General features: G+C 71.1%; 14 protein-coding genes. 9 read left to right on the top strand and 5 right to left on the bottom strand.

The annotated features are described in order from the left end of the window. Positions 1-6 precede the first annotated feature (6 nt). A complete protein-coding gene (locus BKK80_RS22895; RefSeq protein ID WP_236903924.1) occupies positions 7-1,506 on the bottom strand; it encodes a TolC family protein in 1,500 nt (499 codons plus the stop codon). 215 nt (positions 1,507-1,721) lie between these two features. Here BKK80_RS22895 and BKK80_RS22890 point away from each other — a divergent pair, with 215 nt between their 5' ends. Continuing rightward, positions 1,722-3,098 (top strand): amidase family protein, encoded by a 1,377-nt coding sequence (locus tag BKK80_RS22890; protein WP_071071430.1) that lies wholly within the window; start codon positions 1,722-1,724, stop codon positions 3,096-3,098. A gap of 28 nt (positions 3,099-3,126) precedes the next feature. Here BKK80_RS22890 and BKK80_RS22885 read toward each other — a convergent pair whose 3' ends face one another. After that, positions 3,127-3,711 carry a hypothetical protein gene (locus tag BKK80_RS22885; RefSeq protein ID WP_231908170.1) on the bottom strand — a complete coding sequence of 195 codons (585 nt, stop codon included), beginning with the start codon at positions 3,709-3,711 and terminating at the stop codon, positions 3,127-3,129. 189 nt (positions 3,712-3,900) lie between these two features. Here BKK80_RS22885 and BKK80_RS22880 point away from each other — a divergent pair, with 189 nt between their 5' ends. The 7 genes from BKK80_RS22880 to BKK80_RS22850 all read left to right on the top strand — a co-directional run bounded on the left by BKK80_RS22880 (position 3,901) and on the right by BKK80_RS22850 (position 9,454). Continuing rightward, a complete protein-coding gene (locus tag BKK80_RS22880) occupies positions 3,901-4,824 on the top strand; it encodes a LysR substrate-binding domain-containing protein (RefSeq protein WP_071016807.1) in 924 nt (307 codons plus the stop codon). A 317-nt stretch (positions 4,825-5,141) separates the two neighbouring features. Further along, positions 5,142-5,654, top strand: a complete 513-nt coding sequence (locus BKK80_RS22875; protein WP_071016808.1) for a DUF6622 family protein — start codon at positions 5,142-5,144, stop codon at positions 5,652-5,654. A gap of 91 nt (positions 5,655-5,745) precedes the next feature. Further along, entirely contained in the window at positions 5,746-6,708 is a 963-nt protein-coding gene (locus tag BKK80_RS22870; protein WP_071071428.1) for a sterol desaturase family protein, read from the top strand. 4 nt (positions 6,709-6,712) lie between these two features. After that, on the top strand, positions 6,713-7,912 hold the full coding sequence (locus tag BKK80_RS22865) for a sensor histidine kinase (protein WP_071071427.1): 1,200 nt from the start codon (positions 6,713-6,715) through the stop codon (positions 7,910-7,912). Between the two features lie 7 nt (positions 7,913-7,919). Beyond that, on the top strand, positions 7,920-8,729 hold the full coding sequence (locus BKK80_RS22860) for a LytR/AlgR family response regulator transcription factor (protein ID WP_071016813.1): 810 nt from the start codon (positions 7,920-7,922) through the stop codon (positions 8,727-8,729). A gap of 55 nt (positions 8,730-8,784) precedes the next feature. Beyond that, complete coding sequence (locus BKK80_RS22855) at positions 8,785-9,030, top strand: AbrB/MazE/SpoVT family DNA-binding domain-containing protein (RefSeq protein ID WP_071039454.1); 246 nt, start codon at positions 8,785-8,787, stop codon at positions 9,028-9,030. Next, positions 9,017-9,454, top strand: a complete 438-nt coding sequence (locus BKK80_RS22850) for a PIN domain-containing protein (protein WP_071071425.1) — start codon at positions 9,017-9,019, stop codon at positions 9,452-9,454. Before BKK80_RS22855 ends, BKK80_RS22850 begins: the two co-directional genes overlap by 14 nt. Positions 9,455-9,565: 111 nt before the next feature. Here the strand turns inward: BKK80_RS22850 and BKK80_RS22845 are convergent, their stop codons facing one another. From BKK80_RS22845 to BKK80_RS22835, 3 genes are read right to left on the bottom strand one after another with little or no spacing between them, the layout of a single operon-like run. After that, a complete protein-coding gene (locus BKK80_RS22845) occupies positions 9,566-12,682 on the bottom strand; it encodes an efflux RND transporter permease subunit (RefSeq protein ID WP_071071423.1) in 3,117 nt (1,038 codons plus the stop codon). Positions 12,683-12,695: 13 nt separating this feature from the next. Beyond that, positions 12,696-13,973: an efflux RND transporter periplasmic adaptor subunit gene (locus tag BKK80_RS22840; protein WP_084545711.1), complete on the bottom strand. Its 1,278-nt coding sequence runs from the start codon at positions 13,971-13,973 to the stop codon at positions 12,696-12,698. Then, a complete protein-coding gene (locus BKK80_RS22835) occupies positions 13,957-15,336 on the bottom strand; it encodes a TolC family protein (protein WP_231908263.1) in 1,380 nt (459 codons plus the stop codon). Before BKK80_RS22835 ends, BKK80_RS22840 begins: the two co-directional genes overlap by 17 nt. Before the next feature lie 530 nt (positions 15,337-15,866). Here BKK80_RS22835 and BKK80_RS22830 point away from each other — a divergent pair. Beyond that, positions 15,867-16,631: a sulfite exporter TauE/SafE family protein gene (locus BKK80_RS22830; RefSeq protein ID WP_071016819.1), complete on the top strand. Its 765-nt coding sequence runs from the start codon at positions 15,867-15,869 to the stop codon at positions 16,629-16,631. Position 16,632 lies beyond the last annotated feature (1 nt).

Here is a 16,632-nt window from a genome sequence, read left to right as displayed (position 1 = left end):
ATTCCATCAAAGAGATTCCCGGCCCACCGCCGCCGCCAGCGTGTAGTACGCCTGGCGCGCGTCCGCCTCCGCCTGCGCCACCGCCAGCTCCGCGTTCTTCAAGGCGGTGCTGGCCGTCAGCAGGTCGGTGAAAGCGGCGTTGTTGTTGGCGTAGTTGGTGAAGGCCATCTTGTAGGCGGCCATCGCCTCGGGAAGCTGCCGGCGGCGCAGGAACTCCATCTGGTTGACGGCCTGGCGCAGGGTGTTGTGCGCGGTGTTCACGCCCAGCAGGGTCTGCTGGCGCACGGATTGTTCATTGGCGTCGGAGGCCACCTTGTTGGCCACCGCCTCATCCACTCCGTAGCGCTCCTTGGTGAAGAAGAACAGGGGAATGATGATGTCGAATTCGATGCCGTAGCTGGCCGGCCGGAAGCCCAGCGGCGGATTGTTGCCGTTGAAGGTGCCGATCACCTGGAAGTCCGGCAGGTAGGCCTTGCGCGCCAGCCGCACGCCCTTCTCGGCGGCCTCCACCAGGTAGCGCGAGGCGCGCACGCCCGGGTGCTCGCGCAGCGCCATCTCCTCCAGCTCCGGCAGCGGCGCGGCCGGCAGCCGCGTCGCGCTGCTGTCCTGGCGCAGTTCCAGCGGGAAGGCCGGCGCCTTGCCGATCAGCGTGTTGATCGACTTCAGGCCGTTCTCGTACTGCCGCTCCAGCGTGAAGGCATCGTTCTGCGCGCTGCTCTGCGCCACCTGCGCGTTCAGGTAGTCGACATAGCCGGCGGCGTTGTTGGCATAGCGGATGCGCGCCACCTGCTTGACCTGTTCGAGCCGCTTCAGGTTGAGCTGCAGCACCTCGAGCTGGGCCTTCTGCGACAGCGACTGGAAGTAGGTGGTGCTGAGCTGGGCGTAGAGCTCGAGGAACAGCGCGTCGCGCTGCGCGTCCAGCGACTCGGCCTGGGTGTCGGCGATCTCCGCCGCCAGCGCCTTCTTGCCGGGGAAGGGGAAGGACTGCGTCAGCGTGTAGCTGAACTGCTCGGCGCGGGCAAAGGCCAGCGGGCTGTTCTTGGGCAGGTTGTTCCAGATGAAGCCGACCTGCGGGTTGTTGGGCGCGGCGATCTGCGGCACCTGGGCCTTGGCGGCCTGGTACAGCGCGCGCGCCTGGATCAGCTGCGGGTTGTTGGCACGCAGTTCCTGCGTCAGTTCCCACAGCGAGAAGCCGGGGCCGATCACGCCCGCGGCTGCATCCTGCACGGCAGCCTCGGCGGGGCGCCCGGCCGCGCGCGCTGCGGCGCCGTCGGCCGCCGCCGCAGTCGTCGCCGCCGCCTTGGGCGCGGCCGGTGCGGCAATGCGGTCCCAGCCGGACAGCGGGCCCGCTCCAGCGCGGCTCGCCGGCGCGCTCCGGCTGCCGCGCATCACGGCGGCAGGATCGGTATCGTCTTTCAGTTCGATGGCAAAGGCCGGCTGGCCGAGCTGCGCCAGCAAAGCCAGTACCCCCGTCGCCAGGCCGGCGGGCGTCATCTGCTTCAACACGCGTTCTTCCCTTCTTTTCTCTTTTGTGCTGCATTTATCGCAAGTACAGCTTTCAGCGACCTTTCCGCGCGGTTACAGATGGCTTACTCGCTACCTAGGGATTTCCCCTGCACGTGGCGACCTGGCGCCGCGCATGCCCTGCTGGCGACGGGTGCGCGCCGCCTCGGCGCCACCGTAAGATGACGGCTTGCCAAGATCCCCGCGGAGGGAATGCCATGCAAGCAAACAGCGCCGGCCTGCCGGACCTGGCCCCCCTCGGGGCCGCGGAACTGGCCCGGGCCCTGGCCGCCGGGCACGTGAGCGCGCTCGCCGCCTGCGATGCCGCCATCGCCCGCATCGAGGCCGGCGACGGCGCCATCAATGCCGTGGTGGTGCGCGATTTCGAGCGTGCCCGCGCGCAGGCGCGCGCGGCCGACGCGGCGCTGGCGCGCGGCGAGCGCCGGCCGCTGCTGGGCGTGCCGATCACCGTCAAGGAATCGTTCGGGGTGGCGGGCCTGCCCAGCACCTGGGGCCTGGCCATCGCGCCACAGGCGCGCGTCACCGAAGACGCCGTCGCCGTGGCGCGCCTCAAGGCCGCCGGCGCCGTCCTCCTGGGCAAGACCAATGTGCCGGTGGTGCTGGCCGACTACCAGAGCCGCAACCCGGTCTACGGCCTCACCCGCCATCCGCACGACCCGTCGCGCACGCCGGGCGGCTCTTCCGGCGGTGCCGCGGCCGCGCTGGCGGCGGGCTTCGTGCCGCTCGAACTGGGCTCCGACATCGGCGGCTCGATCCGCGTGCCGGCGCACTTCTGCGGGGTGTGCGGCCACAAACCCAGCCACGGCCTGGTACCCACGCGCGGCCACGACTTTCCCGGCTACCCCAGCGCCCCCGACGTGCTGTCGGTGGCGGGTCCGCTGGCACGCCGGGTGGCGGACCTGGAACTGGCGCTGGAGGTACTGGCCGGCCCCGACCGCGAGGCCGCGGCCGCCTACCGCCTGGCCTTGCCGCCGGCGCGCCGCGACGGCGACATGCGCGGCCTGCGCGTGCTGGCCCTGGATGCCCACCCGCTGGCACGCGCCAGCGCGGCCGTGCGTGGCGCGGTGGCCAGCGCCGCGGAGCGCCTCGCCGCCGGCGGTGCCGAAGTGGCACGCCACAGCGAATGGCTGCCCGACCTGGCCGCGCTGCACGAGGACTACGCCCGGATCCTGTTCACCATCACCACGCGCGGCGGCCCGAACCCGCCGCCCTCCATCTCCGCGCACGAATGGCTGGGCCTGATGGACCGGCGCATGCAGTGGCAGAACCGCTGCCGACGGCTGTTCGAAGCCTTCGACGTGGTACTGATGCCACCGTTCGGCAGCGCCGCCTTCCCCCACATCGACAGCGTCGACTGGGATGCCACCACGCTGGACCTGGACGGCGAGCCCGCGCTCTACCGCGAGCAGCTCGCCTGGGCCGGGCTGGCCACCCTGCCCGGCCTGCCCGCGACCGTGGTGCCCGTGGCCACCGATGCGCAGGGCCTGCCGCTGGGGGTGCAGGTGGTGGGGCCGCTGCTGGAAGACCGCACGCCGCTGGCGGTGGCGCGCTGGCTGCAGGAAGCCGGCGCCTGACGCCTGGCGCGCGGCCGGCGCCCGCGCCTCACTCGGCGCAGGCCGGCGCGCACAGCGCCTTGCCGGTCTGCACGAAGAAGCCGTCGTAGATCTCCCGTTCGAGCACCGTCTTGGTACGGGAGTCGCCATTGCTGTCCCAGACCGTGCGCTCGAAGCGCGCCCGCACCAGGGTGGCACGGCCGCCGTGTCCGGCGCGCACCAGCACGATGGCGGCCAGCCGCTCGTGGTCGGGCTTGGCCGGGAGCATGCCGGCGCGCTGCTTGATGGCGCCGCGCAGCAGCTGGCGCCATTTCGGCAACAGGGTCTGGCTGCGGCCCGCTTCCACCAGCCCGGTTTCCTTGTCCACCGAGACCGGGGCGAAGCCCAGCGCGGTCAGGGCACCGGCCACGGCGTCGAGGGTCCGCTCCGGCGTGGCGCCGGTGAAAACGCGGTCGCGCAGACCCTGCAGGGTCTGCCGCTCGGCCTCGCTCAGGTCGACCTCGACCTGGCTGGAGCTGTAGCGCACCAGGTTGCCGCCGCTGCCGATCTGGCGTTCGTTGGCGGGTGGGTCGGCGCAGGCGGCCAGCAGGATGACGGCGGCCAGGCAGGCGCGCCGGCCTGCGCCGGCTGCCATGGTGCGCCACTTCGATGCCGCGGGCGCGGGAGACGGCGATATGATCCGCATCGGGATTGTCGGGGGGCTGTCCAGACGCGCCATGATAGGGAGCCGCCCCGGCCGCCACAAACGAGTTTTCTTGACCGACGCTTTAGATTTGCTTCGCCATCCGCTACCGCCAACCACAGGAACGACGAGCCACGCCCCATGCGACGCCTGCCGCCACTGAACGCCCTGCGCAGCTTCGAAGCCGCCGGACGCCTGAACAGCCTGACCCTGGCCGCCGAGGAACTCCACGTCACGCAAAGCGCGGTGGCGCAGCAGATCCGCGTACTGGAAGCCTTCTTCGGCCAGAAGCTGTTCGAGCGCGATGGCCGCTCCTTGCGCCTGACCCAGCGCGCCCAGCACTACCACGTCGACGTGGCGAGCTGCATCGGACGCCTGGCCGAGGCCTCCGAGCAGATGTTCGACGCCCCCGACCGCCGCCAGGTGCGCGTCAACAGCTCGGTGTCGTTCGCGCATGGCTGGCTGCTGCCGCTGCTGGCGCGCTTCCACGCGGCACACCCGGGTATCGAGGTCCAGGTGGTGGCCACGCCCGACCGCGACAGCGAGCGCATCGAAGAAGGCTGCGACGTGGTGATCCGCCGCTACACGCCCGAACTGCGCCGCCAGGGCTTCGTCTCGCGGCCCCTGCTGGCCAATGCCGCGGTGCCGGTCTGCTCGCCGCATCACCCGGCCTTGCCGGACTGGCGCGCCCCGGCCGATCTGCGCCACGCGCCGCTGCTGCACTACGCCGGCATCGCGCGCGCCTGGCAGTACTGGTTCCACCAGGCCGGCGTGGCCGCCGGCGAGACCCTGCGCGGGCCTTTCTACGAGGAGTTCTTGCTGGTGGTCAAGGCCGCGCAGAGCGGGCTGGGTGTCTGCCTGGCACCGCGCGCGGTGGTGCAGGACGACATCGAACATGGCCGGCTGGTGGCGCTGTTCCCCGAGGTGCGCCTGGAAGGACCGCCCTACCACTGCCTGTACCGCGACGATGCCGGCGACCGCGCGCTGGGCGCCTTCACCGCGTGGCTGTTCCGTACCGCCCGCGAGCGGCACGGGCCGGCGCTCGACGGGCTCGCGGCGGACTGAGCCGGCGCCTGGGCAAGGCAGGACGCCAGGCCCGGCAGGCCCGGCAGGCCCGGCAGGCCCGGCAGGCGCGGCAGGCGCGGCGCACGCAGGGTTGCCGATACAGCACGTTCTGGGCGGGCTTGCACAGCCTTGCCCGTTGGCGTTTCGTTGGCGTTTCGTCGCCGTTCTTCCGCATTTCACGACAACCGCCCGCATTCCGTCGCAGCGGCCGGGCGCCGTGGCGCCCGGCCGGCGATGATGCCGCATCGCCCCACCACGGCGCCCGCCACCAGGCCTCCCTTGCCCTGGGGAGCGCGCCGCCACCCCGGAGACATGCCATGCTGATCGCCATCCTGCAACACACGCCCGCCTGGGTCTGGCTGCTGCTCGCGGCCCTGGTCGCCTACGGCCTGGCCCAGACCACGCCGAAGCAGGTATCGGCCGCCCGCGCGATGGCGGCCCCGCTGGTGATGGCGGTGCTGTCCGGGAGCGGCCTGGCGGCGGCCTTTCCCCACCAGCCGCTGGCGCTGGCCGCCTGGGCCGCCAGCGCGGCGGCGGCCCTCGGCCTGGCGCGCGGGCTCGGCCTGTGGCGCGGCATGCGGCGGGCGCCGTCGGCACGCCACCTGTTGCTGCCGGGCAGCTGGCTGCCGCTGGCGCTGATCCTGTGCCTGTTCGCCATCCGCTTCGCCGCCGGCGTCGCCCTGGCGCGCGACCCGGCCCTGGCCCTGCGCAGCGACCTAGGGATTGTCTTCGCTTTCGCCTATGGTGGGGTCAGCGGTATCTTTCTGGCTCGCGGGCTGCAGGCCTGGAGGCTGATGCGCAGCGCGCTGCCGCAGGGCCTGCCGGGCTGAGCAGGCTGGGCGGGCCGGGCGGACGCCCAGCCCGCCACCGGCCATCCCGCCGCCACGGACCGCGCCCCCCCAACGAGACCAGCCGCCCACCATGCACGACCTGGACCGCTTCCTGCTCCATACGGCCGTTCCCGCCGTCTTCCTGCTCGCGCTGCTCGAGGCCATCGTGCTGTCGCGCCGGCAGCGCTACGACTGGCGCGCCTTCTGCGTCTCCACCTTCGACCTGGCGGCGCGGCTGGCGGTCGGCATCTTCCTGCCGCTGTCGATCGCGGCGCCGCTGGTGCACGCGGCCCACGCGCACCGCGTCGCCACGCTGCCCCTGGACAACTGGGCCGCCGTGCCGCTGCTCTTCCTCGGCCAGGAGTTCTGCTACTACTGGTATCACCGCGCCGCCCACCGCATGCGCTGGTTCTGGTGCAACCACGCGGTCCACCACTCGCCCAACGAACTCAACCTGTCGGCGGCCTTCCGCATCGGTGTGCTGGGCAAGGCCAGCGGCACCGCCCTGTTCTTCGTGCCGCTGGCCTGGCTGGGCTTTCCACCGGCCACCGTGTTCGCCGTGCTGTCGCTCAACCTGCTCTACCAGTTCTGGCTCCACGCCACCTGGATTCCCCGCCTGGGCTGGCTGGAGGGCATCCTCAACACGCCCTCGGCGCACCGCGTGCACCATGCCTCCAACCTGGACTACCTCGACGCGAACTACGGCGGCGTGCTGGTGGTGTTCGACCGGCTCTTCGGCACCTACGTGCCGGAGCGCGCCGACCTGCCCTGCCGCTACGGCCTGGTGCACCCCATGACCAGCTACAACCCGCTGCACGTCGAGTTCGCCCAGTGGCGCGCGCTGCTGCGCGACCTGGCGGCAGCGCGCAGCCTGCGCGCCGTGCTGGGCTACCTGTTCCTGCCGCCGGGCTGGTCGCCCGACGGCCCGGGCGAGACCACGGAAGCGCTGCGCGCGCGGCGCGATGCCGGCGGCGCGGGTGCGGGCGCGATCGCGGGCAGCGGCCACACCGGAGCGGCATTGCCGGCGACGGCACATGGCCCGAGCGGGAGCTGATGGCATGGCCGGCCTTCTCCAGCCCGCCACCTGGCGCATGCGGCTGCTGCGCGAGCTGGTCTTCTGCGCGGTCATCTCGCTGTCCTGCGCGCTGTTCTTCAGCACAATGTTCCGCGAGCCGTTCGCCACCAACCTGCTCTACGCGGCCTGCATCACCGCCACCATCCAGCTGCTGATCCGCGCCGGCCGCTTCGCCATCCTGCGCTGGTTCGAAGCGGGCCGCAGCGAAGTCGAGCTCGGCGCCGCGCGCGAGCGCAGCTGGCCGCACTGGAAGCTGATGCTGCCCTGGATCGTGCTGTCCGGGGTGCTCGGCTACGTCGGCGGCCACGCCATCGCCGCCTGGCTGAGCGGCGCCCAGGACCCGAGCCTGCTGGTCGAGGGCAACCCGCGCGCGCTGCTGCTGAGCCTGTGCGTGGTGCTGGCGCTGTCGCTCGGCATCACCTACTTCCACTACACGCGCGCACGCCTGGCGGCCACCGAGGCGCGCGCGCAGGCCGCGCAGCGCAGCGCCGCCGAGACCCAGCTGCGGCTGCTGCAGTCGCAGCTGGAGCCGCACATGCTGTTCAACACGCTGGCCAACCTGCGCGTGCTGATCGGCCAGGATCCGCAGCGCGCGCAGGACATGCTCAATCACGTGATCGCCTTCCTGCGCGCCACCCTCGACGCCTCGCGCGCCGGCACCCATCCGCTTGCCACGGAGTTCGCCCGCATCGGCGACTACCTGGCCCTGATGCAGATCCGCATGGGCGAGCGGCTTCGTGTCGAGACCGAGCTGCCGCCCGCGCTGGCGGCGCTGCCGGTGCCGCCGCTGCTGCTGCAGCCGCTGGTGGAGAACGCCATCAAGCACGGGCTCGAACCCGCCGTGGGCGGCGGCTGGATCCGCCTCGCCGCACACCGCGAGGATGACTGCCTGGTACTGACCGTGCGCGACACCGGCGTGGGGCTGGGCGCGCTGCCGCCCGACCCCGGCTGCTTCGGCACCGCGCAGGTACGGGAGCGCCTGGCCCACCTGTTCGGCGAGCGCGCGGCGCTGGAACTGCGCGCGGCCGATGATGACGACGGCGGCACGCTGGCCATCGTGCGCCTGCCGCTGGCGGACGCCGCCGCGCCGGACGGCCGCGCGGCCCGCCACCCTGGCCCTGCCGCGACCGCGCGCGCCACCGGCGCCGCCCACGCCACCCGCTCCCCTCACAACAGCCATTGACCCTTCGATGCACGCCACCGCCCTCATCGCCGAAGACGAAGCCCTGCTCGCCGCCGACCTGCGCGCACAACTGCTCCGGCTGTGGCCCGGGCTGGAGATCGTGGCGACCGTCGGCGACGGCGCCAGCGCGGCCGAGCGCGCGCTGGCGCTGCAGCCGGACCTGCTCTTCCTCGACATCCGCATGCCCGGCATGAGCGGCCTGGAAGCCGCGCAGGCGCTGGCCGAGGACTGGCCCGACGGCGGCCGGCCGTTTCCGCTGATCGTCTTCGTCACCGCCTACGACAACTACGCCCTGCCCGCCTTCGAGCACGCCGCCGCCGACTACGTGCTCAAGCCGGCCCAGCCCGAGCGGCTGGCCAAGACCTGCGCGCGCCTGCAGGCGGCGCTGGGACGGCGCGCGCAGGCGCAAGGCGCCGCCGCCTGGGAGGCGCCGCTGGACCAGTTGCGCGCGCTGCTGCAGGCCGGCGTGGCGCAGCCGCCCGCGCGGCCGGCCCCGCTGCAGGTGATCCAGGCCAGCGCCGGCAACACCATTTCCCTGGTGCCCGTCGACGAGGTCATCTATTTCGAAGCCGCCGACAAGTACGTGCGGGTGGTCACGGCCACGCACGAGCACCTGATCCGCATGACCTTGCGCGAGCTGCAGCTGCGGCTGGATCCGGCCGTGTTCTGGCAGGTCCACCGCAGCACCATCGTGCGCTGCACCGCCATCGCCAGCGCGGTGCGCGACGACGCCGGCCGGCTCACGCTGCACCTGCGCGGCCATGGCGACACACTGAGCGTGAGCCGGCTGTACGCGGACCTGTTCCGCGCCATGTAGGCCGGCGCCGGACTGGATATACAATTCCGGATGTATATCCAAGCAGGAGGTTGCAATGCAAGTCGCGAAGTGGGGTAACAGCCTCGCCGTGCGCCTGCCGGCAAGCGTGGTGGAAGCGCTGGAATTGCGCGAGGGCGACGATATCGAGATCGTGGTCGAGCAGTCCCGCACCTTCGCCATCCGCAGGAAGCCGGGAACGGATGAACTGCTGCAGCGCCTGCGCCGATTCCGTGGCCGGCTCCCGGCCGACTTCAAGTTCAGCCGCGACGATGCCAACGAGCGGGACGATGGGCGGGATTGAGTCCTCCCGCGCAGCGGGTCGCGGCAAGGCCGAAGGATTCCTTGACAGCAATGTCCTGCTCTACCTGCTGTCGGCCGATGCCGCCAAGGCCGACCGCGCCGAAGCGCTGCTGCGCAGCAGGCCGGTCATCAGCGTCCAGGTGCTGAACGAAGTCACCCACGTCTGCGTGCGCAAGCTCGGCATGCGCTGGGACGAAGTCGACGAGTTCCTGACGCTGGTCAAGAGCCTGTGCCGCATCGCGCCGTTGACCGTGGACATGCACGACCTGGCGCGGCGTCTCGCCGCGCGGTACGGCCTGGCGTTCTATGACGCCTGCATCGTGGCTTGTGCGTCGCTCGAGGGCTGCGAGACGCTCTACAGCGAAGCCATGCATCACGGCCTCGCCGTCGAGGGCGGGCCAGTGCTGGCGAACCCTTTCCCCTGAAGCCGCCGGCGGCATGCGCCGGAGGCGGCGCCCCGCCCTCCCCGGCCCCGATGGAAAAAGACCCGCCATCGCCCGGGGGCAATGGCGGGTCTCGCCGCGTCCGCGCCGCGCTTACTCGGGCAGCGCGCCCGACAGGCGGTTGTGTTCGCCCACTTCCTCATCCGGCCAGCTGCGGCCGACCATCCATTCGTAAAGCGTGGGCAGCACGATCAGCGTCAGCAGCGTGGCGGTGATCAGGCCGCCGATGATGACGATGGCCAGCGGACGCTGCGTCTCCGAACCGATGGCGCGCGAGATGGCCATCGGGAACAGGCCCAGCATGGCCAGCAGCGCGGTCATCAGCACCGTGCGCAGGCGGTCCATGGAGCCGGTCAGCACGGCCTGGCGGACCGGCATGCCTTCCTCGCGCAACTGGTTGAAGTAGGTCACCATCACCACCCCGTTGAGCACCGCCTGGCCGAACAGCGCGATGAAGCCGATGGCGGCCGACACCGACAGCGGGATGCCGGTCAGGAACAGCGCGAACACGCCGCCGATCAGGGCGAACGGGATGTTCGAGATGATCAGCGTGGCGCTCTTGAACGACTTGAAGGCGTTGAACAGCAGCAGGAAGATCAGCAGCACCGACAGCGGCACCACGATCGACAGCCGCGCCATGGCGCGCTCCTGGTTCTCGAACTCGCCCGACCAGTTGATCTTCACGTCGTCCGCCTTGACGTTCTTGGCCACCAGCGCCTGCATGTCCTTGACCACGCTGCCCATGTCGCGGTCGTGGATGAAGATGCCGATCGAGGTGGTGCGCTGGCCGTTCTCGCGGCTGATGTTCATCGCGCCGGAAGCCGCGCGGAAGCTCACCAGCTGCGACAGCGGCACCTGCGCGCCATCGGCCGTCTGCATGAAGATGTTGGGCAGGTTGGGCAGCTCGCGCTCGCCCGGCTTCAGGCGCACGGCCACGCTGAAGTGCTTCTCGCCCTCCCACAGCTCGGTCGCGGCCTTGCCGGCCAGCGCGGTCTCCATCAGGTCCTGCACGTCGGCCACGTTGATGCCGTAGCGCGCGGCCTGGGCGCGGTCGAAGTCGAGCACATACTGCGGCAGCTCGCCGTCGCGGTCGATGAAGGCGCGCATCACGCCCCGGACCGACTGCACATTGGCCAGGATCTGGTCGGCCACCGCCTTGTTGTGCTCCAGGCTGTCGCTCTGCACCTTGATGACGATCTGGCCCTTGATCTGCGAGATGCTCTCCAGGATGTTGTCGCGCACCGGCTGCGAGAAATTGGGCTCGATGCCGGGCAGCCGGCGCAGGTTGTGGTTGATCTCGTTGATGATCTTGCGCTTGTCGTAGCCGGCGCGCCACAGCTTGTCCGGCTTGAGGTCGACCAGGATCTCGACGGTGTTGATCAGCTTCGGGTCGGTGCCGTCGTCGGGGCGGCCCACCTTGGAGATGGTGGAGTTGACCTCCGGCGTCTGCCGGATCACGCCGCGCAGCCGGCGCGCCTGGTCGCGCGCCTCGTCGAGCGAAACCGAGGCGGGCAGGTCGAAGCTGACCCACATCGAGCCTTCGTCCAGCTCGGGCAGGAACTCGCTGCCGAGGAACTTGCCCACGCCGACGGTGGCCACCAGCAGGCCGACCGCGATGCCCACCACCGAGCGCTTGTGGTCCAGCGCCCAGGCCAGCATCGGTTCATAGAGCCCCTTGCAGAAACGCACCACGAAGTTGTCGTCGTGGGCGATGTTCTTCTTCAGCAGCAGGTAGCACAGCAGCGGCACCACCGTCAGCGAGACGATCAGCGAGCCCACCAGCGCGCCCGTCACGGTGTAGGCCATGGGCGCGAAGATCTTGCCCTCGTGGCGCTGCAACGTGAAGATGGGGATATGGGCGGCGATGATGATGATCATCGAGAACACGGTCGGCCGGCCCACTTCGGTGGTGGCCTGCAGGATGGCGTGCATGCGCGCCTTGTTGTCCTGGATCTGCTGCTCCTTGAACTCGCCCAGGCGCTTGAAGATGTTCTCCACCACGATCACCGCGCCGTCGACGATGATGCCGAAGTCCATCGCGCCCAGCGACAGCAGGTTGGCGGGAATGCCGACCCAGGTCAGGCCGATGAAGGTCGACAGCAGCGCCAGCGGGATCACCAGCGCCACGATGGCGGCGGCGCGCACGTTGGCCAGGAACAGGTAGAGCACCGCCATCACCAGCAGCGCGCCTTCCACCAGGTTGCCGAACACCGTGTGCAGGGTCTTGTCGATCAGCGTGGAGCGATCGTAGTACGGCACGATCCTGACGCCGCGCGGCAGGATCTGGTCGTCGAGCAGGTCGATCTTCTTCTTCAGCGCTTCCAGCACCAGCGAGGGGTTCTCGCCCTTGCGCATCACCACGATGCCCGAGACGATGTCGTCCTCGTCGTCCTGGCCCATCAGGCCCTGCGGCGGCGCCGCGCCGATCTTCACCTCGGCGATGTCCTTGACCAGGATGGGCGTGCCGTTGTTCTCCGCCACCACCACGTTGGCGATATCCGCCGAGGTGCGGAAGCTGCCGAGCGAGCGCAGCAGGTACTGCTGGCGGCCGTGCGCGACGGCGCCGCCGCCGGCATTGGCGTTGCCACGCTGCAGCGCGGTGAAGAGCTGGGCCAGCGAGATCTTGTAATCGCGCATCTTGCCCAGGTTGGGGTTCACCTCGTACTGTTTGATGCTGCCGCCGATGGTGACCACGTCGGCCACGCCGGGCACCTGGCGCAGGTTCTTCTCCACCACCCAGTCCTGCAGCGTGCGCAGTTCCTGCGGCGTATAGCCCTTGCCGGCCAGGCGGAAGCGGAAGATCTCGCCGATCGCGGTGGACAGCGGCGCCAGGTCGGGATGCACGCCGTCCGGCAGGTCGACGCTGCGCAGGCGCTCGATCACCTGCTGGCGCGCGGTGACGTCGGTGGCGCGGTCGTTGAAGGTGACCATCAGGAAGGACAGCCCGAACTGCGTGTGCGAGAACACCCGCACCGAGTTAGGGGTGCCGGCCAGCGCGGTCTCGATCGGGATGGTGACCTGGCGCTCGACCTCCTCGGCGGCGCGGCCGGGATAGAGCGTGATGACGTTGACCTGGATGTCGGAGACGTCCGGGAAGGCTTCGATGGGCAGGTTCTTGAAGGCGGCCAGGCCGCCGCCGACGAAGATCAGCAGGCCGAGCCAGACGAACAGCTTCTGGTGCAGGGCGAAATTGACGATGCGCGAAATCATGGGGCGGCCGTCCTCAGTGCTTCGCGTCCGAGCCGGCGGCCGGCCGGCCCTGCTCCGCCGCGCGCGCGGCGTTGACCGCGGTGGCGTCGCGCAGGATGTCCTGCAGGTAGAGGTTGCCTTCGGTCACCACCACCTCGCCGTCCTTGAGGCCCTCGCGCACCTCGGTGATGCCGGGCAGCGACAGGCCGACGCGGATCTGGCGCCGCTCGAAGATATTCGGCGCGGTGCGCACGAACACATAGTTGCGGTTATCGGCCAGGAACACGGCCTTGGCGGGCACCGCGATGCCGTCGAAGGAGGCGGCGCGCAGCTTGGCGGTGACGAACATCTCCGCCTTCAGGCGGCGGTCCGGATTGGGCACGGCCAGGCGCACCTTGACGCTGCGCGCGGTGGGATCGACATAGTCGGCCACCTTGACCACCTTGCCGGTGAAGGTCTCGCCAGGGTAGGCGGCCGACACCAGCTTGACGTCGACACCGGGCTGGAACAGGCCGATGTCGGCCTCGGCGGCATCGAGCTGGGCCCACAGCGCGGTCGGGTCGGTCACCAGGAACAGCGGCGCGGCGGGGGGCTGGTCGGGGCGCAGTTCCATGCCGGGATTGATGTTGCGCTCCACCACCAGGCCCGCGATCGGGCTGCGCAGCGCGAAGCGCTGGTTGACCACGTCGGCGCCGGCCTGGCCGTACTGGCGCAGGGCCGCCTGGGTACGCTGCAGGTCGGCGGCGGCGCGCGCGGCGTCGGCCTGGCTCTGCTCCAGTTCCTTCTGGGCGACGATGCCGGCCTCGTAGAGTTCGCGCTGGCGCGTCAGCGCCTTGGCCGCCACCGCATGATCCGCGGCGGCCTTGCGCGCGTCGGCCTGGGCCGCGCCGAAATCCGGCGAGGTCAGCGTGGCGAGCGCCTCGCCGGCCTTCACGGTGGTACCGGGCTGGACCAGGATCCCGGTGACGCGGCCGGCGAAGGGAGAGGCCACGCGCACGGTGCGGTCCTCGTCCCAGACCAGGCGGCCGGGCAGGCTCACCACGCGCTCGCCGCCGCGCTTGACCGCCTCGCCGGCGATGCCGGGCAGGGCCTTGACGCTGGCCGGGAAGGTCACGGTGGCGCCGCTGACCTTGGGCTCATCGTCGGCCTTGGGCGCCTCGCCCTTGCCGCAGGCGGCCAGGGTCAGGGCCAGGGCTGCCAGCGACAGCGCGGCCAGCCGGGCGGCGGCGCTCGGCGCCGACGGCGGCAGCGGCTGGAGCCGAGGCTGGAGCTGGCGTTGGGACAGGGACTGCGGATCAAGGACGCGGCGCATCGGTACTGACCTGGGAATTCGTGGAAGGAAGGGCCTGGCTCGGCAGGCTGGCGGGGCTGGTGGTGCCGGCGGCCTCCGCCGGGGGCGTGCTGGAACGCTGCAGCGCGGCGCGATAGGCCGACAGCGCCTTGGCGAACTCGCTCTGCACGCCGACCGCGTCGAGGCGCGTCTGGCGCAGCGCGCGGCGCGCATCGAGCAGGTCGAGCACCCCGGAGGCGCCCTTGTTGTAGGCGAACTCGGCGCTGGCGGCCACGCTCTCGGCGGCCGGCAGCACCGCCTCGCGCATCTGGCGCAGCGACTGGCGCGCCGCCTCGACCTGGTCGTGCAGGCGCCCGATCTCGTTCTGCGCCTCGAGCAGCACGCGGTTGCGATCGTCGAGCGCGGCGTAGTAATCCACCTCGGCGCGGCGCGCCTCGCCGCCGAAGCTGTGGCGCACGAACAGCGGGATCGAGATGAACACGCCATAGCTGTTGCCGCTGCCGGTGGTATTCGTCTCGGACACCGGGTAGTGCTCGGCCTGGGCGCCGATGGTGACATCGGGCACGCGGCCGGCGCGGGCCAGGTCGCGCGCGGACGCGGCGGCGGCCAGGCGGGCCTCGGCCGCGGTGACGTCGGGGCGGCGTTCCAGGGTGTCGGGGGCGACCGCCGGCGCCGGTGCGTCCAGCGCGGGCCAGTCGGGCACCAGGCGATTGCTCTGCAGCGTGCCGGGCACGCCGATGGCCTGCGCCAGCATGGCCTTGTCGCGCAGGTGGTCGGCGCTGGCCTGGCGCAGGTCGGCCTGCGCGCGCAGCACGTCGAGCTGCAGCTTGGTCACGTCGGCGCGCGACACGTCGCCGGCCTTGAGGCGGGTCTCGTTGGCCTGCTGGGTGCGGCCGTACAGCGCCACCGTTTCCGTCAGCACGGCCACGCGCTCCTGGCTGGCCGCCGCATCGTAGAAGGCCTGCTCCACCGCCGTGGACTGCTGGGCGGTGACGGCCTGCAGCATCTCGCCGGCGGCGGCGCTGGCGCGCCGGGCGGTCTGCTCGCGCAGGCCGCCCTTGTTGGCGGTCTCGATGAGCTGGTCGATGCGGAAGGTGGAATCCACGGTCTTGCTGCGCGGGCCGCCGCTGCCGACCCCGAGGTGCGGGTTGATGTTGGCCATGCCCAGGCTCAAGACCGGATTGGGCCGCTGCGAAGCCACCTGGATATCGGCCTGGCTGGCTTCCTCGCCGCGGCGCGCCGCGATGATGTCGCGGTTGCAGCGCAAGGCGTCGAGCCTGGCCTGGGCCAGGGTCAGGGCGGCCTTGGCCGGCGGCGGCAGGCAGGGGCCGTCCGGCGGCAGGGGCCCGCTGCCCGCGTGCGCGCTGGCGGCGACGGCGATCAGGGCGGCGGAAGACGCACAAGTCAGGGAAAAACGCACGATCAGAAGGCTTGGGTTCGAATCAGAAGGTGGATGCGGGATCGCGCAAAACTAAAGAGATGTATGGCGCACTTCGCAGTGAATTTTCATCCAGCTGCCGCCATCCGCCGGCTACGCGATGGAATTCCGGCGGATTTCGCCAGAGTGGACTGCGTCCGACGGTCCCTGCGAGATTTAAACCGCAGATGATTACAAACAGCTTTCAAACTGACAAGGAAATACGTTGCCGCGTCGCATTCCCGCACCGGCCGCACCGGCCGCAGCACGGCCGGGTGCCTGTCATCCGGGTAGCAGGCATCACCCGGCATCAGCGCAGCGCTTGCCTGCAGCGGCTCCGGCGCAACAATGTTTTATGATTAAGACTTTGAATCCTGGATCCTGACCCAGGCCGAACGGCGCCCCTGCTCAGCGCGCGGCCCGGCGGCCCCGCCACCTCGCCGGGGCCATGTCGGTCCACTGCCCCCCGCGCCCCCCCTCGCTTCGATCTCCCGACGATGTCCACCTATTCAATACTGCCCTTCCTCGCCCTCTTCACCCTCGGCGGCCTGCTCGGCGCGGTCGGCGGACTGTTCGGCATCGGCGGCGGGCTGATCGCCATCCCGGCGCTGGGGCTGCTGTACGGCATGGACCAGCAGCTGGCGCAGGGCACGGCGCTGGTGATGATCGCGCCCAATGTGCTGATCGGCTTCTGGCAGTACCGGCGGCGCGCCGAGATCCCGCTGCGTACCGCGCTGCTGCTGGGCATGTCGGCCGTGCTCGCCACCTACGCCGCGGCACGCCTGGCCACCGCGCTGGATGCCGCGCTGCTGCGCCGCATCTTCGCCGCCTTCCTGATCGGACTGGCGCTCTACTTCTGGTGGCGCCTGCTGCCGGGGCGCGCCGCCACGGCGCAGCGGGCGCGGCTGTCGCCGCGCTGGCTGCCGCTGGTCGGCGTGGTGGGCGGGGCCTTCTCCGGTTTCTTCAGCGTGGGCGGCGGCGTGGTGGCGGCCCCGGCCCTGGTGGGGCTGTTCGGCCAGCGCCAGGCCGCCGCGCAGGGGCTGGCGCTGGCCTTGGTCACGCCGGGCGCGCTGGTGGCGCTGGCCGCCTACGCGCACGCCGGCCAGGTCGACTGGGCGGCGGGCCTGCCGCTCTCGCTGGGCGGCATGCTGACCATCTCCTGGGGCGTCGCGCTGGCGCACCGGCTCCCCGAGCGGCGCCTGCGCGCGCTGTTCGCCATGTGCCTGCTGGCGATCGCGCTGGTGATGCTGGTGCGCGGCTGAG

Source organism: Cupriavidus malaysiensis (assembly GCF_001854325.1).
Lineage (GTDB): Bacteria > Pseudomonadota > Gammaproteobacteria > Burkholderiales > Burkholderiaceae > Cupriavidus > Cupriavidus malaysiensis.
Note: the sequence above shows the minus strand (reverse complement) of the source record. Positions and strands in the feature narration are given on the sequence as shown.